Origin of the sequence: Rhodohalobacter sp. 614A (genome assembly GCF_021462415.1) — a bacterium.
GTDB lineage: Bacteria > Bacteroidota > Rhodothermia > Balneolales > Balneolaceae > Rhodohalobacter.
Genome location: NZ_JAKEDS010000001.1, coordinates 732,138 through 752,922, shown reverse-complemented (window position 1 = coordinate 752,922; position 20,785 = coordinate 732,138). Strand labels below are relative to the sequence as shown.

Genomic DNA, 20,785 nt, shown 5'->3' with positions numbered 1-20,785 from the left:
CATGAAAGTGTTTAAAAAAGGTAGTCTGGTATTTCTTTTTCTTCTGTTTGCGGGATGTAATGTTCTCCAGGAAGGGGATGAATTGCCCACCATTTCGGCGAGTGTGCTTCCCTCAACTGCGGGAAGCGTTTTGGTTTCGGGGCAAGGTTCGGAGAATCAGCAGGTGGAACTCGTTGCCCTTGCCAACGAAAACTGGCGATTTTCCAACTGGTCGGGCGATATCCAATCGGATGAAAATCCTTTGAATATTACACTGACTGAAAACATGCAGGTGAATGCTAATTTTGTCCTCGCCGGAAACGAATATCAAATTGATTTACGGGTGGATGATGGCGAAGTGATCTCTGAACTTTCGTTTGGGCAGATGTGGGGCGCTACCGACGGATTTGATACGGATCTCGATTTGGAAGGCCCGCCGCCGCCGCCGGATGACGTTCTATACGCTTGGTTTGAAAACAGTGACCGCCAGCTCCTGCATGATTTCAGGAATCCTTACACCAATTCAGCGGAATGGACGGTCCTTATCAACCCGGGTGATTCTGATTCAATAAACCTGAGCTGGGATATTGAAATCGAAGATATTTCTGGTTCGCTGATTTTTACGGATTCGAACGAATCCATCAGTATCAATATGCTGGAAGAGAGTGGTGTAGAATTGAACCTTTCTGATGAGACGGAATATCGAATCCTCTTCTCACCGTAAACGCTTCAACATTAATCTGAGTTTGGAATAACCGGGATCTTGGGTGAGATTTCGCCAAAAGCACCTCGTTGGCGAAAAAGAAAATGAGTCGATGGGGAAAGAATACTTTTCGTCTTCAGAGCGATTTTTTTGAGTTCACTTTTCTCTCGTTTAAGCGGTGGAGTCATTGTTTTTGGCATAATGACAAATACGCTTGAGCCGGAAAACATCATGACGGGCTGTTTGGAGTCGAGCTGATCGTAATTTGCAAGATTTTTGAGGAAATGATCTTTTTTCCAGGAAAAAATTGCATGGATCAAGAATTCAAACATTCACAAAGTATTACTTAAAAATGACGAAAAACGTAAACAAACTCATTCGGACTTGTATCCTCATTATCGCTGCAATCACAATTACAACCGAAGCTCACGCACAGTTCAGTGCCGGCGGCGGCTTGTTTTATGGGCTTGAAATAGAGCGTGCCGGATTACGCGCCGATGGTGTCTACTCCATCAACGAAAATTTAAGGGCTGCAGCCAATGTGGGATTTTATTTCCCGGAAACCGTTGAAACCCCCGGTTATTCCTCTACGCATAAATGGTTGGACTTAAATGCGAATGTGCACTACTTGTTTGTGAACGATGAAGAGTGGAATGTGTACGGCCTTGCCGGTATTAACTATCTAAATTTTAGTTACTCCGATGAGTTTGATGCACCTCCGGGCACAGTTGTGGGTGAAGAAACAGGTACAGCAGTAGCCAAAAGCTATAATGCTGTAACCATCGAATCTTCAACGGCGGTCTTTACTGCCAGTCAGTTAAGTTCTGACAACAGTATCTCGGAAACCGGACTGAATATCGGGATTGGCGGAGAATATAAAATAAGTTTCGGTACCGCATTTGGTGAATTAAAATATGCCGGAATTGGAGGTGATGCTGACCAGTTGGTTTTGGGAATCGGCGTTCGATACAATTTTTGATCAAATCTGATGCGAAAGCGGGGGCTGAAATAGAATCGGAGTCCGAAGGTTTCAGGTGGCGCTCCGCTTCCAACTTCTGAATGATGTAACGCTTTAACGATTTCCTCCCATCGGGACCCCTTGGGGGAAATCGTTACGTCGGTAAATCTCAAAAGTCGTTCCATCAAAAAAGGATTCATTCTAAGTAAAAATTTTGTAGATGAATTTGTGTCCACACGATAGGATTCTTCAATGGCAATTTTTTGAGTCGATGCATCGGAAATGATCGCAGATAGACTGCTCTCTTTTTTATGTAGAACTCACATTTTTTTGCCTTCCGAACAATTTCTCAGACTGAAGTAAGATTCTCTTCAATAATTTGGTGCATCTTTCGGATTGAGATAGAGCGGGGCCGCTGAATTCTGACAATTGAAACGTTCTCGCAAATACTACTGATCTGTTGAAGATAAGAAGATTCAGCCTCAGGCATCGCTCCAAGATATTCTCTCCGGTAGATTTCCTGGTGTAAATATGAGAAGGCTTCCACCTTTTCCACTTTGCTAAATGTCACTTCATCTGTATCGGTAATTTCAAGAATAAATATCTGATTAAGCGGTTGTGCTTCAACTCGTTTAGAAGCAATCGGGAAGTAATACTTTTCATCTTCAGGCCGGATTTTTGCGAGTACTTTCTTTTCTCGTTCAAGCTGTTTCAGGCTGTCATCCCAAAGTTTGATTTTTCCGGTTTTAGGCCAGATATGAGGTTTCTCATTTTCAAAAAGAATGGGGGTAACATCATCCGTTAAAAAGCCGGCGCCATCCAAACAAAAAGACGTAGTGAGCGATGATTTCCCCGCTCCCGATTCACCACAAAACATCACGCCGGAATTATTGAAAATAAAGGAACTTCCATGAAGAGGAAGAATCTGTCTTTGATGAAGAATAGCCCCGTATACAGAACCGTTCATATACAATTCAAGAGAAGCAGAATCGGCATTTTGATTGGGTTTAAATTCGATAGTTGAGCCATTTCCGGCATAAAAGCTACCAACGTTTTCTACGATCATTGAAAATTCAGCAGGGCTGATATGCATCCATTCATTGAAAAGAACAGGATTTTGAACCTCAGAAATTTCTTTTACCTGCCGGATTTCAACATCGTCCAGTGGAAAGGGAATCGAATATTCGGGTTGAATGCTCAATGAATAACGGGCTGAATCTGAATTTAAAAACTAAATTCGGGATAAAAAAGAGGAGATATAAATCTATATCTCCTCTGATATCAACAACCTTTAAAATAACAGAAATTTCTATAAAATAAGGTTTGAACTGCGAACGCGTTTAACTTTCCTGTTGGATTTTTTCTGCTACAGCAGCTACTTCATCCAGAACTCTCATCAAATTTCCGCTCCAGAGTTTTTCGATTTCTTCGGCAGAATATCCGCGTTTTACAAGTTCCAGGGTTACATTAAACGTTTCTGACGCATCATTCCAGCCTTCCACACCGCCACCGCCGTCAAAGTCGGAACTGATGCCTACGTGATCAATGCCGATCAGATCAACCATATAATCGATATGATCTACAAAATCCGCTACATTTACCGGGGGCGCTTCAACTTCCTCCTCAATAACAGGTGCCGCTTTATCCTGTAGCTCTCTGTATTGGGTGATATATTCCTCGCGCGCATCTTCATCCATTTCACGAAGATCACCCCAGCTTTTAATTTCAAATCCTGCTTCCGAAGCCATTCGCTGCATGATTTCATTTACAGCATCAGAATATTGGCTGTTCTTTTCAGAATCCACATAGCTTTTGAAAGCTACGGCATGAACAACGCCACCATTTTCTTTAATCTTCAAAAGTTCTTCATCACTCAAATTCCGGCTGACATCATTCACGGTTCGGGCTGATGAGTGCGATGCCATTACAGGAGCCTGCGAGAGTTCTATGGCCTGCAAATTGGCTTCTTTGGAGGGATGGGAAAGATCAATCGCAATTCCCCATTTATTCATCTCTTTGATTACTTCTTTGCCAAAATCGCTCAATCCGTTGTGAAGCCATTCATCGTCTCTTTCGCCTGTGTTGGAATCACTTAACTGGCTGTGTCCATTATGAGCGAGAGACATATATCGCGCACCCCGATCATAAAATTCCTTCACACGGGCAATGTCTTCAGCCAATGGATATGCGTTTTCTACCCCAATCATTGCTGCTTTTTTTCCTGAACCAATGATTCGGCGTACATCCTCAGACGACAAGGCAAGTTCGATTTCATCGGGAGCAATTTCCTCAGTTAACCGGTGAATCGCATCGAATTTATCGATGGCATTTTCATAGGCATCGGCGTATCCTTCTTCGGTTAAATCACCCTGGCCGGTATAAACCACAAGCCAGGCCACATCCAGCCCGCCGGCCTTCATTTTGGGGATATTTACCTGGGTTTCTAAATCTTGGGTATAATTTGTTTCAGCTGTAAAATTTTGGGTGTTGATGTCATCATGAGTATCCATGGTAATCACTTCTTCATGGATTTTTTGGGCTTGTTCTTCCATAGTTTGCTGCTCCCCGGAACAGCTTATAAGGGCTATTGAAAAGAAAAGAAGGGTCGAAATAATTTTAAATTTCATGGGTATGATTTCTAAATAATTTATGTATGCACGTAAAAGCCCGAATAAAATAATAAAAAGAATGGCTATGGTGTAATTTTTTTGATAAGCATTATATCCGTTAAAGCTTCTTAAAAATCATTTCCAAACTATTCATCTATCAATCAGGAAGCCATTTTAAAAAATCCCTCCACAAACATGTTAAGAATGATCTTTCCTAAACAATTTTGGTGCATGAAAGGATAACAAACGCTCAGAATGTTTGAGATACAGAACTAAATTACCTGTGTATATGAAATTAATCTGCCGATGGTATAAGTACCGAAAAAGCTTTTTGTTGTTGAAGATATTCGTTGTCTGTTTGATGGTTAGTGCTTGCGGTGATGATACCGCCGGACCTGATGAGCGGGAAGAAATGGCAGGGGAAACACACGGCCTGTTCTTAAGCGTAAACGGAGATTCCAACGGCCTTTATTTGTTGGATCCATCAAGAGGGGCGGCAATCAGAGCTGGTGATGGTAAAACGCCTCCCAATGGAAATGCCGGGCTGGCATCACAGGGGCCCGATTCGCCATTATTAGGAGCAAGTGAATTTTCACTTTACGAAATTGAAAGAGATGGCAGCGGTGCTACGTTGATTGGAAATCCTGCTGCTCAGGCACTTACCGAAGGGCTGGCTTATGATCCTGAAAACAATTTTCTGTTTGCAAGCTCAAACGGATTCTTGCACCTTCGCTCGCCGGATACCGGAGAAACCATTGAGACCGTTTTGAGTCCGCCGAATCAACCCGATATTGAAGGATTGGCTTACGACCCGGAAACGCATACACTCTATGGATTAGCCCGCGGTTATGAGCAACAATCTCAATATTTCAGGGGACTGTACCTGTTAGATACAAGTTTGCCCAGAAGTCAATGGGAGTGGATGGAACGTGGGGATACGGGAGGGTTATGGGCTAATGCCGGTCTGGCTTTTGTGCCTGAAACGCAAATGCTCTTTGCCGTTGGCCGCATGGACGATCCAGATGGGTTATACAGCATTAATCCCGAAACAGGAAGTGCGACACGAATTGGCAGTATCGGCTTATCGCTGGCAAGTGGTGGTGGTTTGGCCTGGGTTCCGGCGAACTAAACAAACCTATTTACCGCGGCCGTTCGCCGGTAATCTCGATAAATTGCTGGTTGTCCACTTTGGGCACTCCTTCAAAATTAGCGATGTTTACGGCGGAGTTATAAATCAGGCGGGCAACTCTTGGATACTTTTCAAAATCCACCCCGTCCACTTCATCGCCCGGAGCGTGATAATCTTCATGAACGCCGGTAAAAAAGAAAACGAACGGCACGCCCAACCGGCCAAAATTCCAGTGATCACTACGGCGGTAAAATTGGTTGGAGTCGTTGAGGTCGTTGTATTTTCTGTCGAGCTGCATATTTACGGTTTGCTCATTGGCATTTACCACAAGGCTGTCCAGCTGAGAAGAAATAATCTCTCCGCCAATCAGGTAAACATAGTCTGTATTTCCGGCTTCCATATGCTCGGGATCACTCCGGCTAATCATGTCTGTATTGAGAGCCGCAATGGTTTGTTCAATCGGGATGATTGGGTGATCAGAATAATAGCGTGAACCGAGAAGCCCCGATTCCTCGGCCGAAACATGGAGGAAAAGGATACTTCGTTTCGGCTTAAATCCCTCTTTTTCTGCCTGATGAAAAGTATTGGCAATGGCCATCAGCCCTGTCGTTCCGCTTCCGTTATCGTCAGCGCCATTATAAATAAAATCGCCGGATTCATTCGGTGTGCCGACGCCTACATGATCGTGATGGCCCATGATCACCACGACTTCATCCTTCAGTTCCGGATCTGTCCCTTCCAGATACGCAAGAACGTTCCTTGCTTCGATAGCCGTATCTTCTTCGTGCGGAGCATATTTAAGATAGAATGGCGTTTGTCGGGCACGAAATTCCTGCAGATTTTCAATGGTGGATTCTCTCAGTTCCCATAAACCTTCTTCATTACTTACGCCTAAAATTTCGGCAGCCAGGTCGGGACTGATTTGGGTATATGCATAGGGCGGATTGTAAGCCCGGTTGCCATTTGCCCGGTACGCAAGACTTAGGTTATTCGGCACGTTGATGGTTTTGGAAGTGAATTCAGCAATTTTGTTGAAATCGGATTCGCTTTGATCAGAGATGAGCAGAATTCCTTGAGCGCCATGATCCTGAAGCAGGGCTATAAGCCGGTCCCGGGCGGTGTAATTCGGATCTACAAGTGTATCGCCTTCAACCACATAAGGAATCTGGTCGAATATCAGTACCCAGTTGCCGGCAATGGCATCTCCTTCCATGTTGTGGATGTTATTCAGGGAATCCTCAACACCAAATCCTGCATAAATAATATCTCCTTCAATGGGTACTGCTCCTCCGAAACTCCTTATAAAATCACTCGAAAAATTTTCGGCTTCCACACTGTGGTTCACTTGAAGAGAGTCGGTCCCATCCACGCGATAAGTGGTATAAACAAGACTGTCGGTAACGGTAGCATTCAGCTCAAACGGCTGGAAATAAGTTCCGTTGGCTCCTTTTGGTTGAAATCCGATAGACCGGTAAAAGTCTGCAATATAATTTTCGGCTTTTTCAATTCCTGTGGTTCCTGTATCCCGGCCTCTCAGGCTGTCGTTGGCAATTACACGTAGATGATTTCGAAGAAAATCGGCGGTAATTGATTCGGAAAATTCAAAGAGCTTATCTGTGTCAGATGAATAGTTGCCCGATCTGTCTTGAGCTTTTGATATTGATGGTGCCGCAATTACTATCAATAGAGAAAAGAGAAAAAAGTTCTTCATGATGATGATTTATTAACTTCTTGTAGTTCCAATAATTTCATCTACCGGCTTAAGGTCGATGTAAAATTGAGTAGGGTCGTTGTTTTCAATAAACAGGTTGATCTGCTGTTCTTTAAGCATTTCGAGAATGGCCAGGAATGTTACCACAACGACGGCCGTGTTTTGTAATTCCCTGCAAATATCAATAAATGATCGCCGTCCTTTCTCCTGAAGCATTCCAAGGATGTATTCAGATTGCTGTTCTATCGTAATGCTGATTTTTTCAACTTTGTGATAGGTGTGTTGCCGTTTCATATCGGCCAGAACCTTTCTGAATGCGCCCATCAGGTCAAACAAAGTCACGTCTTTCAGTGCTTCACCGCTGGCCTGTTTCTCCACCTCATCGGCATCGTGATAACCCCGGTAGTATTTTTTCTGAGTCTCCTCGTCAATGATGGTCATCTTTTCGGCCATCTCCTTATAGCGCTTGTATTCCAGGAGTTTTTGTACAAGTTCGTAGCGGGGATCGTCCTCATCCAGTTCCTCATCCTCATCGCCCTCGAAAGGAAGCATCATTCTTGCTTTGATGGACATCAACATACTGGCCATGTAAATGAATTCACTGGCAACGTCAAGATCCAGCTCTTCCATCAGGCGGATGTATTCAAGGAACTCGTGAGTGATGTGAGAGATAGGAATATCATAAATATTCAGCTCATCCCTTTTGATGAAAAAAAGGAGCAGATCAAGCGGCCCTTCGAAATTTTTTAACTGAACTCTGTACATGACATTTCCTGATTGCTGGCAAGATCGTAATTCGAGCACTCAAAACGAAATTACAACGCTTTCTAAGTGAAATTGATATGCAACAAGGATAGGAAAAAATATTTTTTTCATCGTAAAAGTTTTGGTAGCAATCAGTTAGAAAACCGGCAAAAAATTCACTGTAACAATCTCATTTTCAGGCCATCCTATCAATCCGGAGGGGGCAATTGTTGAGTCTCAAAATACATCTATACAACCGGTGCCAAAATATCGAACATAAACTAAAACCAAACTACTATGCGTATGAATGCTAAGGGGATCATTCTGTTACTCGCTGTCTGCCTGGTTACCATGTTTACGGCTTGCGACGAATCGGGTATCAGTAATGAAATGGCTGAACAGCAGGGCCTATTGAGTGTGGATTATGTAGAGGTACAAAATGCAAAAGGAAAAAAAGCTGAAAATACCGGGGGTTTTGAAGAAGGCGTTTATAGTGAATACCTTGCCGAATTAAATAGCGAATTGGCTGCCAAGGGACTGAATAATGTCCAGGTTGTTATGGCAGAGACCATTACCTATACCGCAGAAGGCGGAGTTGCCGCAGGCCAAACCTTGTTTGCTGACGACCGTATGAAAACCCTTCCCGCCCAGTGGCAGGCTTACGATCCCATTCGAAGCAGTACTTATGGCACACTCGTAGGAAATGATTTGACCCACACGGTTTATACACCTTTTGCCGTTGCTAACGGATCTATTAATTCTGAGCCGGATATTGACGCATCTTTTGAAACATGGAATAATCTTAAGAAAAACTCTGGTTTGGATATTGTAAAAGTTCCAACTCCCGCCGGAGTTTTTCCAAGTGCAATTTTAACGTTGGGTGGTGTTGACGATCCCTTTGTTGCGGATATCTCTACTATTGGATTTTTACCGGGATCCATTTTTGATGCTGTGCTTGGTCCGGGCTCCAGCGCCTCCGTTTTGGGCGTGACCTTTACATTCACGTGGACGGCAGAACCCGATGTAGTGGCGCTGAAAGAGGTGTGGTATAATGATGATTTTACATGGTCAAATGACGGCACTCCCGGAACGATTGATATCGAATCGGTTGCTCTTCATGAAAACGGTCATGCCCTTGGATTTGGACATTTCGGAAAAATTTTTGGAACCAATGCAAACGGGAAACTTCATGTATCTCCCAAAGCAGTTATGAATGCATCTTATCTTGGGCCTGAAAGAGAACCACTGGGAACGGACAAAGCCTCTTTTAATAACGTTTACGGGAGCTGGCCGAAAAACTAAAGAAATTTTTTGTTACCCCATTAAGAGGGAGCTGGTCGTTGGTGGCCAGTTCCCTTTTTTTATTTTGAGTGATGCAGAATTTGGATACAATCAAATAATTATGCAATTTAATTGCATATACAATTAGTGGAGGAAATTATGCATTCAGCAGCCAATTCTTTCAGCCGGGAAATCAGCCGGCATTTCGATTCTTACTTTGAAGAATATGATTTAGCTACATCCTATGTGGAGCTCATGCTGATTTTGCACAATAATGAAGAGCTTTCACAGAATGATCTCGCCGAAGAAATGAATCTCGCTCCTTCTACAATCACACGGTTTATTAACAAGTTGGTGAAGAGAAGCCTGGTTCAGAAAAAGAAATCAGGAAGAACAGCGGTTATTAACCTGAGTAAAAAGGGACAGGCTTTGGTTCCAAAATTAAAAGACAGCTTTGACAGAGCTGTGGCAGACCTGCAAAATATATTAAGTGAAAAATATGTACATACAACTAAAGGGCTTTTGTTGCATGGTGCCAGGCTTTTGAAAGTTCAGGGGAAGGATTAAATCCGCTTTTTAAAATTAATTAAATGTTTTTCCGGGGTATTTTTTTGAGAGATCGTCCCCGGAGAACCGGGGACTTTCACCTCAAAGATGTTATTATTTACTCATTGGTTGCTGCCCTGGAAATCGTATTCCCGAAAAAGAGAGCATTTGCAAACAGTTTATTGGTGCCAAACCAAAAAGCCCGGAAGTTCGGGTTATCCACAAAACTGATGATTCTCCCGCCGCCGCTGCTATCCACAACAATCGAGGGCGTACTTTCAACCATTTCGAGATTGTAATCCGAAATATATCCACTGGCTAACGGATCGTCGGTTAATGAAAGCGGGACGGCAAAATGGTTCTCGGGCTGTGCGTAAAATTGAGTGCTGCTTCGGAAGATGTGCATCTCTTCATTGTGATATCCATAACCCAGCGGATGAGTTGTATCAAGCGTGGCATTAAAGATGGTTCCGCCAATAAATTGTGCGCCACGGGCATTTTGAATATCGGCATATTTCAGATCTTTGCTGTATTCAAACTCTTCGCCCTCTTCTGCTTCCTTTTGGCTGAGATTCACAAGGTTTTGACTGATACCCCACCCAACAGCATTCCGCTGAAGAATAAGTGTTCCGCCATTTCGTACCCATCGTTTAATCTCTGAAACCGTACCTTCGGAAAGATCTCCATAACCGCCACCAACCATGATAATCCTGTTATATTTGGAAAGATCGGCTGAACCCAGTTCATCTTTCTCAATCATGGTAAGCGGAATTTTATATCGCTGATCGAGCAAGTGCCAGATTTCTCCCACTTCGTAACTGCTGGTTCCTTCTCCTCCAAGGATGGCAATACTCGGCTTTTCCAGTGCTTCACTGCTGGGACTTCCAATGTCTACTCCACTCACCGCCAGTCCGGTTGTTACGTTGTAAACATCAATTCCGTCTTCTTCAGCAATGGTTTGGAGGACACTATAAATTTCGTCATCGCCCACATCCTGCGGGCCAAGAGCTACAAGAATGGATCCATAGCCAAATTCTTTGGTGCCATCCGGAGTTGCGACCGTAGATGGAGTGGTGAGAACTTTTGTGCGAATCCCTTTATCCTGCAGACGGTACAGCGCTCGTGGTGCATAGTATTCATCCCAGGCAAAAATGTAGGCGTAGTCGCTTTCTCCCCCGATCATTTCTCCGGCAGGCATTTGCGGATTTTCCACACGGCTTCCCAGCAGATCCTCATCAAACTGACGCGAGCCTAACTCCGCATAAGGCAGGTTGAATGCAAACGGAAGTGTCCAGGTAGAAACATCGTAAAAAAGGCTGTCGTTAAATTCCGTACGGGTTTCAAACATGGCTTCGATAAATTTATATTCGGTTTGATCCGTTGGAATGACCCACGCTTTGCCCTGCTTAAACTCCTTGTCATCCACTTCAATGTCGGAGGCAAGCTCATACATTTCAATATTGTGTTTTGAAAAAAGGTCGGCAAAATGGTAGTTGCGTCCCCGGTCGTACTGATCGCCAATGATAAATGCCTTGGTATCCGCATCGGATGCTTCTTCTTCAACACCTGCATAATACGATCGTCGATATTCGTGCAGATCTTCACGGAGAGAAACGGCAGCATCCACCGTTGAAAGAGCCGTTGTAAACTGATTTCGAATGGTGAATGGGAATGTTATCAAACCGTGATCACTCTCCTGGATGTGTCCGCGTGAACTGGCCTGCTCAAACAGAATCCCGATGGTTCCAAACAGATCGGGATAGGTAGATCCTTTTCCGTAATAGAAATCATCAAATGATTCTTTGGTGTAATAGAGGCTTTGAATTTCGTTGAGCGCTTCGGCGTGGAATTCTGCAATTGCGGCGGTCAGATCCTGGTTAATTTGAGGCGTGAGCGGGTGCGTTCGCGCCGGAATTCCGGGTTGAAAAAAGAACGTTGAGTTGGTTCCCATCTCGTGATGGTCTGTGAGAATATTGGGACGCCATTCGTGAAATTTTGCAATTCGTCCACGGCTCTCGGGGTGCTGAACCGGCATCCAGTCCCGATTCAAATCAAACCAGTAATGGTTGGTTCGTCCGCTTGGCCACCCTTCGTTGTACTCACGGTCGGCGGGATCGGAAACGGCGGTTATACTTTTGTGCATATTAGCCCAGGTAGAAAAACGGGTGAGACCGTCGGGATTGAATGAAGGATCCAGCAGGATTACCGCGTTGTCCAGTATGTTATCGATCTTATCGCCTTCGGCAGCTGCAAAATAATAGGCCGATAACATCGACGCATTCGCTCCGCTTGGTTCATTTCCGTGGATACTGTGGCCGATATACGTTACAACCGGCTGGTTTTGGATATCAATATCACCAGATTGGTCGGTGTCGATAAGGGCAAGCTGGTTCTGCTTGATCTGGTCAATGTTTGCATGATTTTCGGGAGAAGTAATCGTCAGCAAAACCAACGGACGCCCTTCATAGGTTTTAGCGAATTGAGTAATTGTAACCCGATCGGATGCTTCAGCTACGGCATACATATACTGAACAAGCTTGTCGTGCGTAATATGCCACTCACCAACTTCATGGCCGATGATTTCAGCAGGAGTTGGAATATTGGAATTGTATTCCACATCGTCCGGCAGATAATAATCCAACTCTGCCTGGCAGAATGCGGAGACTGGTAAAATGAGAAGTAGGAACAGAATAGTAAACGTGTTTTTCATGATTAAAGAATTGCATTAAACCTATTTTCGATCAGGTTATAGTAACCAATTCATTCGAAATAGGACAAATTTAATCGCCTTTTATTGCACCGTCTTACAAGGATATCGCCCCGCAATCTTTTTTTTTGATCTGATTGGAAAGCGTCTTATAATAAATACTATTAATTTAGTATTAAAACTATAGTATTATGAGGAATTGGATAGCGATTCTATTGTTGGCAGCTTTTTCTGGTTGTGCTCTTTTCAGGCCGTCACTCAGAAAACAACTCCTCCCTATGGAGATGACAAAAGTGGAAGGCGGCACTTTTATCATGGGAGATGTGATTTATAACAAGAATGATGATTCAACTCCTCTGCATAAAGTAGCTCTCAGCGACTTCTACATTGGCACATACGAAGTAACTTACGAGCAGTATGATGCATTCGCGAAAGCTATCAAACGACCTTTGCCGGAAGACAACGGCCGGGGTCGGGGAAAGCGTGCGGTTATTTATGTAAACTGGGATGAAGCGGTTGCCTTCTGTAATGCGTACGGCTATCGCTTGCCCACAGAGCCGGAGTGGGAATATGCGGCGAGATCCCGTGGACTGGAACAACTGTATGCGGGTACCTCCGAGCTGGACAGCCTTCAGTATTATGCCCGGTATTCAGAAAGCAGCGGACCCTATTCTTATCATGTCGGTACCAAACGGCCGAATGATTTGGGGCTTTATGATATGAGCGGGAATGTGGCAGAATATATCGGGGAGTACTATCCATTTTTCAAAACCGATCCCGATTCGATTGAATATTATCCACTGGATGAACGCGGAATGCGTGTGATTCGCGGGGGAAGTTTCAACAGCGAAGATGCAACCTTGCGAAACTATTGGCGTGTGGGGGTTTTAGCCGAAGACAGAGACCACACGATTGGTTTCCGATGCGTGGATTCAGGAGGATGACTTTACTGATTCCAAAGGTCTCCTTTGGAATCCATCATTGAAGCTCTGCTTCTAATTACTTGTTGAACCAGGGCTCACCTTGGATATTCCGAAACAAAGCACCGTAACGAGATGGAATGGAAGATTTAACTTTTCGCCCCGACTGTTCTCAATGCATAAGGCATGGTTTCCAGTCTTTCTTTCTGGATGGGCTGGCCGGTTTCAATACAAATTCCGTAATCACCCGTGCCAATTCTGTCGAGGGCTACTGTAATCTGATCCAGTTTCTCTTGGTTTTTTTCCAGCTGAGACATATACGTCAGCTTCGCGTCTTCCTCAGTGGCAAGGTTTCCGTGATGGTGATCCTGCGAGGATTTGGTATCATCAAAGTTTGCATTCAAATCATCCAGGTTGTCTTTGATCTCTTCGATCTGATTTTGTGTCTCTTCCTGTTCCTTCAGAAGCTTCTCTTTAAAATGATCCAGTTCTTCTTCATTCAAATGAGTGTTATCAGCCGGGGATTTTTTCTCGATGTCAGCCATAATTTCAAAAATCTTGATTCAAATTCTTCTATTACAATGATTTTTTGGAAAATGGCGTTTCGAAAAATCATCAAAATTATCGTCAGTTTGAGGTTAGTTTTGATAGCCTTGATGATAGAAACGGATTTGAAAATATATTTCGGCTTTCCCGATGTTTTTGACAAGCAATTTAAGGTAAGAGTAGAACCATCACTGAGAGATCCCAAACTCATAAACCATCTCCGAAACCGCAGCCCCTATTTCTCTTCCTTTTATGTTATCAGGCAGATTTTTGGAGAGAAAAATGAAAACATACGATGATCCGTCCGGCAAGTACACAATTCCTGAATCGTGTTCTACTCCTGTGATAGATCCTGTTTTATGGGCAACCGTCACATCGTCCGGTAATTTCGCAGGGATAATATCTCCGTAATGCTGATCGGTCAGAATATCAATCATCAGGTGATCCATTTCGGGATTTACGGCCGTTCCGTTGGCGATGTGTTCAAAGATCATTGCAAGATCTTTAGCGGTAGTTCGGTTGCTGAGTCCCTGATCGAAAGCCTTCAGATCTTCCACGCCGCGAAGCACCTGGATGTTCATCGCACCAAGCTCTCTCATGGTTTGTGTGGTTTGTTCAGCCCCGACTTGTTGGATTAAAATATTCGTTGCCAGGTTACTGCTGTAGGTAATCATAGCATGATTCAGTTGCCGAATGGTTGCCATCTCTCCCACTTTCTTTTCAATGGGATCGGTGCTTTCCGGTAAAAGTTCCATTTGAAATTCCGAGCCGTCCACAATGCTATTGAACTTGTTTTCCACCAAGATCGAATCCTCCAGGCTGATTTCACCTGCTTCCACCCGCCTGAAGAGTTCAATCATTACCGGGGTTTTCATCGTACTGGCTGCATGAAAAAGTGTATCCTCGTTGATGGCAAAATGCTGATTCTCATCTTCCAAATCCTGGAACCAAATGGCGAATATGCCTTCTTGTTCAGATAGATATTCTTCGATTTTGGATTTTAATTCGCTGATGTCTGGGTCTTGTTGAAGAAAACTATTGAGCAATAGAAATATCAGGAGTAAATAGGACGGCATTGTGTTGTTCGTTGTCAGTGGTTTGTTCTGATGGCAAGATAACAGAAACCACTGTCATTGCGAACGGAGTGAAGCAATCTCATGGTTGCTGTGGCTTGTTTGCTAAAAAGGTAAGTCGTCGTCCATGTCATCAAAGTTATCATCAATATCTAGAGAGTTATTATATTTATCTTCAGCTGAGTCTTGATCCTTTGGAGATTCTTCCTCTAAATTTTCTATGATTAGTTCACTTGAATCTTTCGGTAGCTCTGGGATGGGATATTTTGCTCGAAAGACATCTACAAAATTTTCTCTGTCGTTTAATCTGATCAAAACTGGATCTTCAGATGAAGAAGATCGCCCATAGAAGATAGCTTGTCTTTCTTTTAAATTTGAAAGCATGTCTGAATATTCTGATCCGATGTAATTTGCTAAAAAACCTTTCCCAGTATCATCAAAGGTTCTCATGGCAAAAATGCTATTACATTGATTTAAAATAGTTTTTGTGACATTAGCTGTCCTTTGGGTTACTAATAAACAACCTAATCCAAATTTTCTTCCTTGCAGAATTGCTCTTGATGTGGCATTAGTAGCCTCTTTGTCTCCTTCAACAGCAACTGAATTCCACTCTGGAATTAAAGCGTGTGCTTCCTCATAAACCAAACAAGCTCGAGCACTTTTTGTCATTCCTAATTTTTGGCAAACTTTTAATGTTGATTCTGTAATAATTTTTGTTACCTCAGTAGGGGTCAAGGAAGCCATTGCAGCTTTATCATTAAACATTCCACCTGATTGTTTCCAGACTTCAAAATCTGATGGGTTGAAAATTTTTAACATATAAGGATTTTCAGGGGAAAGAAATTCTCTTATTTGTTCTTCCAATTTAGATGTAAAATCATTTACACCTCCTCCTTCCTCAACATTTCTTTTGACATTATCTTTACCTCCACCTTTAACTGTCGTTCTAAGTTCTTGGATTTTTTGCTCTTCATAGTCCTTTATATAAAAATCTTCCAATTCTTTCGCATACTGTTCGGTCAAATCAATACAAATCACTTTTTTATTTGCAGCTATCATTCTTTCTACTAGTTCAATAGAAAGCATAGACTTACCAATACCTAAAATTCCTAAAATGGCTGTATTGTGAGTAATCAGTGTATCTATATCCTTAATTTGAACTGTATATTCAGATTTAGGAAAATAACCAATAGTATCTGCATTTATTCGAGGTTCTTTTTCTTCAGTAAGAAACACAGGAGAGTTCATCTCAGGAATCCAGGAAATTTTTTCAAATTTTCTATTATCTGAATTCCAAGCACCTAATTTTTTTGCTTTTGCGACACAATATCCAAATCTATTTTTATCCCTTATGATATCTTCCTTAGTAAGCCCTTCCATTACTTGAAAGAGTACATTTTTATCTCTAATTCGTGCCTCAACTAATCTTCCTTCCTCAATATCTCTTTCCACTAACACATGGAAGTGAATCAATGTGGTTGAACTATTTTCAGAAATTAGTCCAACAAATGTATCCTTCATCTTCTCAATGTGTTCTTCATTAGAGAAAGATTTGAAAATTGCATTACCCAACTTCAGTACAGTTTGGTTTGGAGTTAGTTTTGGTTTAAACCTGTTGATTTTAGATTTATCGCAGTATTTATCAATGGAAACAGCTCTCAGTAGAAGTCTATCTTGATAACCAATATATCCAACAGATAAAGCCAGTTTAAATGGAGACCTTTTATCATTTATGAATAGACCATTACCAAAATCATTTCTATGCGCTCCAAACTGTTCAATTAAAACTACATTCGGTGTTTGGTATGCTAAAATACTCCCAATTACTTGGTCTGAAATATTTTTTGACCAAATGTCTCTTATCCCACCAAGAATTTTGTAAATAAACATCTCTGGTCTTATTAAAACAATCAAAGACCACGTCAAAAGAAGAACAAGCAGTTCAATTTGACTATCTCTATGAAATAGAATAATTGCATATAAAAAAACACAGCTGAATACAATTTTGGCATCTCCAAAAGTGCGAGATAAGAGTGTCATCGATCGCCCAATTTGAACGCCTTTTTTTGAAGAACTGTCTTTAAGAACAAGCGATAAAATTGATGCAGTTAGAACAAATAAAGGTATGATTGAAAAAAGAAAGCATATGGTCTTTTGTGCATTTGACCAATTCGCCCAATCATTAACAAGAAAGATCCCAATTAAAGCAGCAACTGAGTAAGAAATCGAATCGACAGGTTTATTAAAGAAAGGGGTGACTAATTGGTTATTTAAAATTAAACTTGCCAACCCGGCATAGAACCATAAACCTTTTTCTCCAGTTGGGGGTAAAATATTTCCGAACAAAAAATAATTAACAACAAGTATTAGGATAAAATAAAAAAGTACTACAAATCCCCTTGTTAACTGGCTTGGTTCATATTTCATACTGGTAAGATTTTGATGAAATTTTATAATTTCAGACAAGTAATTCCTCAATTCATCTTAGTAAGAATGACTTTTTTAGGAAAGGGAAATAGCCAATACTAACTTAGATTCTTGATTGAATACATATACCTAACTCCCCAAAAAATATTATACCAAAAATAAAGTCATCACTATATTTGTAGAATTATAGAAAAACCAACTTAAATTCAGAAAATTTTTTTAAAGCATATGTAGAGATTGCTTCACTGCGTTCGCAATGACAGATTCGTGTTAAAGACTTTCTAACCTTTTCCTCAACGTCTCCAACCCCGCATTTCTCGGTGAGCCGAGATGTGTGTACTTCTTCAAAATCTCGTCGGCAAAAATATTTTCCACTTCAATGGCTAAAATTTCCGAACAAGATGTTTCTGGTTCATTTAACTGAAGTCTCTTGTGATGAAACACTCCCCAACCATAACAATGAATTCAAAATCAGTTCATTCTGCGTTTCGTTATCAAAGGTGTAGGATAACGTTTTGGTCTGGTTGCTGTCGTATTTATGCTCATAATCCATATCGTTGTGGCCCATGTTGACGTAGATCATGTTATAATTCACATTCGTCCAAACCACAGGGTAGTAACCGTTGTGCCATATTTCGGATGGCTTGGGTCCCGTGCCGAGCGGAAAGCTGGACGGGTCAATAAACAGTAAAATGTTGATGTCCTGATTTTCTCTCAGATCATTTTCCCAACGGTACCATTCATTTGGCGCTGATTCAAACGTCTCTGACAATTCTTTTGTAGCGGGATGATTGTTGTCTTCAATCTTCAAAACAGCCGACGTTGGTCTCCATGTATTGCTTTTATACTCACCCGATCCCAAAAAAGTATTGTGATACCAGTCCCAATCCTGGGGATATGCCGATGGCGTTAAAGCAAATGCCGAAAAGTGAAATCCCATCCAGCTTCCGCCATTTTCCATAAATGTTTGAAAGGCTTCCCGTTGAGCAGAATCTTCCGGCCGAGTATCCAGGAAAAGAACTACATCATATTGAGAAAGAAAATCAGCATTCAGGTTGCTCCAATCGTTCGTTGACTCGTAGGAAAAATTGTGCTTCTCAGCCATTTTTGGAAACCATTCATTGGCCTCATTCACAAAGCTGATATGAGCCAGATCATTCTCCGCCGTATAAAATGCGATGACGTTGAATTTAGGAGATTGGTTGATATCCGGCTCTGGTTGAGGAAGGTTTGGTAGAAGTAAAAGGATCAGGAAGAAAAATGTGGGCATGGAAAAAAAGAAAAATTGTAGAACTTATTTTAAAGAAGATAAGAGAATTGGCTGTCTTTGCGAGTGAAACGAAGCAATCTCAGGGCAATGCGCTTGGATATTGCCGCAGTCGCTCCGCTCCTTCGCAATGACCTAAAATAAATCCAATCTCTTCCTCAATTTTTCCAACCCCGCATTTCCCGGCGAACCCAAATGCGTGTACTTCTTCAAAATTTCTTCGGCGGAGATGTCTTCCACTTCTTCGGGATGATCGCCAATATGTCGATAGGCCTCTCGGAAGGTCATGCCTTTCTCTTTGACGAGATCGTAAGCGGCTTCGGCGGCAAAGATTTCTGAACTGCATGCTTCAGCGAGATTCTCTTTGATCGGCTTCATATTGGTAATGAGTAACTCGGCCGCTTCAAGTAATTGTTTTGTTTTGCGTACGGATTTCAGAACCGGTTCTTTGCTCAACTGCAAATCCCGGTGATAGCCGCTGCCAAGATTGGTCGTTAACATTTGTAGTGAAGCTGCATAACCTGCAAGCTCCGAATATCCGCCACGAAGGAGTTCTGCCACATCCGGGTTTTTCTTTTGCGGCATGATGGACGATCCCGTACAGACGGCGGCATCCAAATCAAAATAAGGATATGCCGAACTGCTGAACTGGATTACATCAGAAGCAAAGCGATTCAGTACGGCAGTGACTCCGGATAAATATTGAACGAACTGTAATTCTATCCATCCGCGGGAGAGTTGTGCGGTTGTGGAACAGATCAGCGGACCGGAAAATCCAAGATCATCCGCTTCTTGCTCCCGATCGATATCAAACGAAGTTCCAAACCCGGCAGCAGAACCCAGCGGTGATTTATCCACCAACGATTCAATTCCCTGTGAAGATTCAGCCTGAAGAATCAAAAGTTCAGCAAAGGCACCGCCCCACAATCCTACGCTGCTCAGCATCGCTTTTCGGGTATGGGTAAAACCGGGCATGGGGACGTTCTGATGTTTTTCGGCAAACTCAAGAATTGCTCCGGCAACTGTTTTGATGAGTTCTTTTATCTCTTGAAGCTGTTCTTTTTCGTAAAGCCGAACGGCCGTCAAAACCTGATCATTTCGGGATCGCGCAGTATGAATTTTTTTCCCGAGATCGCCAAGCTTTTCAACCAGAGAGAGTTCAATAGCCGTATGCATGTCCTCATCATCAATTCGAATTTCAAACGCGTCCTCTTTCCATTCTTTGAGGATTTCATGAAGAGCGTTGGTCAGTTTTCCGAGTTCATCATCCGAAAGAATACCGATTTTGTTCAGTGCTTTTGCATGAGCAATCGAACCCTGGATGTCATACGGAACGAGTTCCTTGTCAAGCAGGTAATCGTTTCCAACAGTAAATGCTTCCGCTTTTTTGGCTGCACTGGTTTTGGTATCGGTATTGCTCTTTTGCCAGAGTTTGGACATGAAAATAGGTTTAGAAGTCAATTTTAGATTTTTGATAAAATACTGAAAAGTAAACAGGTCCCATAGGGATCCCTTCGGGGGAAAACGCAAAAGTTGAAGTCATTGCGAAGGAGCATTTGCGACTGCGGCAATCCCCGAACGCTTTCTGTGTGAGATTGTGCCAAAGGCATCCCTTCGGGGCCACGCTCGTAAACTCGCTCGCAATGACATGTTGCTCATGATGACACTTCTCACTTTTACCTATTCACTTTTCATTCACTCACTCAGAATTTCCATCATTTTATGTGGCGTACTCAACGGCTTAAAACCAAATTGCTGGTATAAACCATGCGCATCCGTTGTTGCGAGCCCCCAGCGGTAGAGTGTTTGCAGATCTTCATGACTTTTGATGGCATGAATCAGCTTTTTGCCCAATCCCAAACCCCTGAAATTGGGGTCGATAAATACGTCCATAATCCATGCAAATACAGCATAGTCCGTTACGACCCGGGCAAATCCAACTTGCTTTCCATCTAAATAGACTCCAAAACAAAGCGAGTTTTCTATGGATCGCTGAATGGTATCCAGACTACGACCCTTTGCCCAATACGATTGATTCGAAAGAAAATCGTACACAATGCCCACATCGAGCAGTGACTTATCGGTAGATATTTGAATTGAGGTTTCCATTTTGGTTTTTAATGAAAAGTGAAAAGGCAAAAGTGTGAATCCGTCATTGCGAGGAAGAACGGAGTGACAACGCGGC

At 42.5% G+C, this 20,785-nt stretch carries 18 protein-coding genes; 6 read left to right on the top strand and 12 right to left on the bottom strand.

Annotation, left to right across the window (positions count from 1 at the left end; translation table 11 throughout):
- Position 1: 1 nt before the first annotated feature.
- On the top strand, positions 2–703 hold the full coding sequence (locus L0B18_RS02950) for an InlB B-repeat-containing protein (protein ID WP_234567703.1): 702 nt from the start codon (positions 2–4) through the stop codon (positions 701–703).
- Positions 704–714: 11 nt separating this feature from the next.
- Here L0B18_RS02950 and L0B18_RS02945 read toward each other — a convergent pair whose 3' ends face one another.
- Positions 715–1,014 carry a hypothetical protein gene (locus L0B18_RS02945; protein WP_234567702.1) on the bottom strand — a complete coding sequence of 100 codons (300 nt, stop codon included), beginning with the start codon at positions 1,012–1,014 and terminating at the stop codon, positions 715–717.
- A gap of 20 nt (positions 1,015–1,034) precedes the next feature.
- Here L0B18_RS02945 and L0B18_RS02940 point away from each other — a divergent pair, with 20 nt between their 5' ends.
- Positions 1,035–1,661: an outer membrane beta-barrel protein gene (locus L0B18_RS02940; protein ID WP_234567700.1), complete on the top strand. Its 627-nt coding sequence runs from the start codon at positions 1,035–1,037 to the stop codon at positions 1,659–1,661.
- Positions 1,662–1,989: 328 nt separating this feature from the next.
- On the opposite strand, the gene L0B18_RS02935 is transcribed toward L0B18_RS02940, so the two are convergent.
- Together L0B18_RS02935 and L0B18_RS02930 are read right to left on the bottom strand one after the other, a co-directional pair.
- Positions 1,990–2,841: a hypothetical protein gene (locus L0B18_RS02935; RefSeq protein WP_234567698.1), complete on the bottom strand. Its 852-nt coding sequence runs from the start codon at positions 2,839–2,841 to the stop codon at positions 1,990–1,992.
- A 139-nt stretch (positions 2,842–2,980) separates the two neighbouring features.
- Positions 2,981–4,267 carry a dipeptidase gene (locus L0B18_RS02930; protein ID WP_234567697.1) on the bottom strand — a complete coding sequence of 429 codons (1,287 nt, stop codon included), beginning with the start codon at positions 4,265–4,267 and terminating at the stop codon, positions 2,981–2,983.
- A 271-nt stretch (positions 4,268–4,538) separates the two neighbouring features.
- Here L0B18_RS02930 and L0B18_RS02925 point away from each other — a divergent pair, with 271 nt between their 5' ends.
- Entirely contained in the window at positions 4,539–5,378 is an 840-nt protein-coding gene (locus L0B18_RS02925; protein WP_234567695.1) for a hypothetical protein, read from the top strand.
- A 10-nt stretch (positions 5,379–5,388) separates the two neighbouring features.
- On the opposite strand, the gene L0B18_RS02920 is transcribed toward L0B18_RS02925, so the two are convergent.
- Positions 5,389–7,089 (bottom strand): M28 family peptidase, encoded by a 1,701-nt coding sequence (locus L0B18_RS02920; protein WP_234567694.1) that lies wholly within the window; start codon positions 7,087–7,089, stop codon positions 5,389–5,391.
- 12 nt (positions 7,090–7,101) lie between these two features.
- The gene (locus L0B18_RS02915; RefSeq protein ID WP_234567692.1) at positions 7,102–7,854 is read right to left on the bottom strand and encodes a segregation and condensation protein A; all 753 of its coding nucleotides are present in this window, start codon (positions 7,852–7,854) and stop codon (positions 7,102–7,104) included.
- A gap of 282 nt (positions 7,855–8,136) precedes the next feature.
- Here L0B18_RS02915 and L0B18_RS02910 point away from each other — a divergent pair, with 282 nt between their 5' ends.
- On the top strand, positions 8,137–9,135 hold the full coding sequence (locus L0B18_RS02910; protein WP_234567690.1) for a hypothetical protein: 999 nt from the start codon (positions 8,137–8,139) through the stop codon (positions 9,133–9,135).
- Positions 9,136–9,273: 138 nt separating this feature from the next.
- Positions 9,274–9,681, top strand: a complete 408-nt coding sequence (locus tag L0B18_RS02905) for a MarR family winged helix-turn-helix transcriptional regulator (RefSeq protein ID WP_234567688.1) — start codon at positions 9,274–9,276, stop codon at positions 9,679–9,681.
- A 97-nt stretch (positions 9,682–9,778) separates the two neighbouring features.
- Here the strand turns inward: L0B18_RS02905 and L0B18_RS02900 are convergent, their stop codons facing one another.
- The gene (locus L0B18_RS02900) at positions 9,779–12,370 is read right to left on the bottom strand and encodes a M14 metallopeptidase family protein (RefSeq protein WP_234567686.1); all 2,592 of its coding nucleotides are present in this window, start codon (positions 12,368–12,370) and stop codon (positions 9,779–9,781) included.
- A 188-nt stretch (positions 12,371–12,558) separates the two neighbouring features.
- Here L0B18_RS02900 and L0B18_RS02895 point away from each other — a divergent pair, with 188 nt between their 5' ends.
- A complete protein-coding gene (locus L0B18_RS02895; RefSeq protein ID WP_234567684.1) occupies positions 12,559–13,311 on the top strand; it encodes a formylglycine-generating enzyme family protein in 753 nt (250 codons plus the stop codon).
- Between the two features lie 125 nt (positions 13,312–13,436).
- Here L0B18_RS02895 and L0B18_RS02890 read toward each other — a convergent pair whose 3' ends face one another.
- The 6 genes from L0B18_RS02890 to L0B18_RS02865 all read right to left on the bottom strand — a co-directional run bounded on the left by L0B18_RS02890 (position 13,437) and on the right by L0B18_RS02865 (position 20,709).
- Positions 13,437–13,832 carry a TraR/DksA family transcriptional regulator gene (locus tag L0B18_RS02890; RefSeq protein ID WP_234567682.1) on the bottom strand — a complete coding sequence of 132 codons (396 nt, stop codon included), beginning with the start codon at positions 13,830–13,832 and terminating at the stop codon, positions 13,437–13,439.
- Between the two features lie 189 nt (positions 13,833–14,021).
- Positions 14,022–14,909 (bottom strand): serine hydrolase, encoded by an 888-nt coding sequence (locus tag L0B18_RS02885; RefSeq protein ID WP_234567680.1) that lies wholly within the window; start codon positions 14,907–14,909, stop codon positions 14,022–14,024.
- Positions 14,910–15,011: 102 nt separating this feature from the next.
- Positions 15,012–17,333, bottom strand: a complete 2,322-nt coding sequence (locus L0B18_RS02880) for a helicase HerA domain-containing protein (protein WP_234567678.1) — start codon at positions 17,331–17,333, stop codon at positions 15,012–15,014.
- Between the two features lie 412 nt (positions 17,334–17,745).
- On the bottom strand, positions 17,746–18,603 hold the full coding sequence (locus L0B18_RS02875; protein WP_234567676.1) for a ThuA domain-containing protein: 858 nt from the start codon (positions 18,601–18,603) through the stop codon (positions 17,746–17,748).
- Positions 18,604–18,735: 132 nt separating this feature from the next.
- Positions 18,736–20,040 carry an argininosuccinate lyase gene (argH, locus tag L0B18_RS02870; RefSeq protein WP_234567674.1) on the bottom strand — a complete coding sequence of 435 codons (1,305 nt, stop codon included), beginning with the start codon at positions 20,038–20,040 and terminating at the stop codon, positions 18,736–18,738.
- Between the two features lie 255 nt (positions 20,041–20,295).
- Positions 20,296–20,709, bottom strand: coding sequence for a GNAT family N-acetyltransferase (locus tag L0B18_RS02865; protein WP_234567672.1), 414 nt, complete (start codon positions 20,707–20,709; stop codon positions 20,296–20,298).
- Positions 20,710–20,785: the final 76 nt, after the last annotated feature.

Excerpts from the sequence above, each read along its gene's own strand:
- L0B18_RS02950 (WP_234567703.1), top strand. The coding sequence starts at position 2 with ATGAAAGTGTTTAAAAAAGGTAGTCTGGTATTTCTTTTTCTTCTGTTT.
- L0B18_RS02945 (WP_234567702.1), bottom strand. The coding sequence starts at position 1,014 with ATGTTTGAATTCTTGATCCATGCAATTTTTTCCTGGAAAAAAGATCAT.
- L0B18_RS02940 (WP_234567700.1), top strand. The coding sequence starts at position 1,035 with ATGACGAAAAACGTAAACAAACTCATTCGGACTTGTATCCTCATTATC.
- L0B18_RS02930 (WP_234567697.1), bottom strand. The coding sequence starts at position 4,267 with ATGAAATTTAAAATTATTTCGACCCTTCTTTTCTTTTCAATAGCCCTT.
- L0B18_RS02925 (WP_234567695.1), top strand. The coding sequence starts at position 4,539 with ATGAAATTAATCTGCCGATGGTATAAGTACCGAAAAAGCTTTTTGTTG.
- L0B18_RS02920 (WP_234567694.1), bottom strand. The coding sequence starts at position 7,089 with ATGAAGAACTTTTTTCTCTTTTCTCTATTGATAGTAATTGCGGCACCA.
- L0B18_RS02915 (WP_234567692.1), bottom strand. The coding sequence starts at position 7,854 with ATGTACAGAGTTCAGTTAAAAAATTTCGAAGGGCCGCTTGATCTGCTC.
- L0B18_RS02910 (WP_234567690.1), top strand. The coding sequence starts at position 8,137 with ATGAATGCTAAGGGGATCATTCTGTTACTCGCTGTCTGCCTGGTTACC.
- L0B18_RS02905 (WP_234567688.1), top strand. The coding sequence starts at position 9,274 with ATGCATTCAGCAGCCAATTCTTTCAGCCGGGAAATCAGCCGGCATTTC.
- L0B18_RS02900 (WP_234567686.1), bottom strand. The coding sequence starts at position 12,370 with ATGAAAAACACGTTTACTATTCTGTTCCTACTTCTCATTTTACCAGTC.
- L0B18_RS02895 (WP_234567684.1), top strand. The coding sequence starts at position 12,559 with ATGAGGAATTGGATAGCGATTCTATTGTTGGCAGCTTTTTCTGGTTGT.
- L0B18_RS02890 (WP_234567682.1), bottom strand. The coding sequence starts at position 13,832 with ATGGCTGACATCGAGAAAAAATCCCCGGCTGATAACACTCATTTGAAT.
- L0B18_RS02885 (WP_234567680.1), bottom strand. The coding sequence starts at position 14,909 with ATGCCGTCCTATTTACTCCTGATATTTCTATTGCTCAATAGTTTTCTT.
- L0B18_RS02880 (WP_234567678.1), bottom strand. The coding sequence starts at position 17,333 with ATGAAATATGAACCAAGCCAGTTAACAAGGGGATTTGTAGTACTTTTT.
- L0B18_RS02875 (WP_234567676.1), bottom strand. The coding sequence starts at position 18,603 with ATGCCCACATTTTTCTTCCTGATCCTTTTACTTCTACCAAACCTTCCT.
- argH (WP_234567674.1), bottom strand. The coding sequence starts at position 20,040 with ATGTCCAAACTCTGGCAAAAGAGCAATACCGATACCAAAACCAGTGCA.
- L0B18_RS02865 (WP_234567672.1), bottom strand. The coding sequence starts at position 20,709 with ATGGAAACCTCAATTCAAATATCTACCGATAAGTCACTGCTCGATGTG.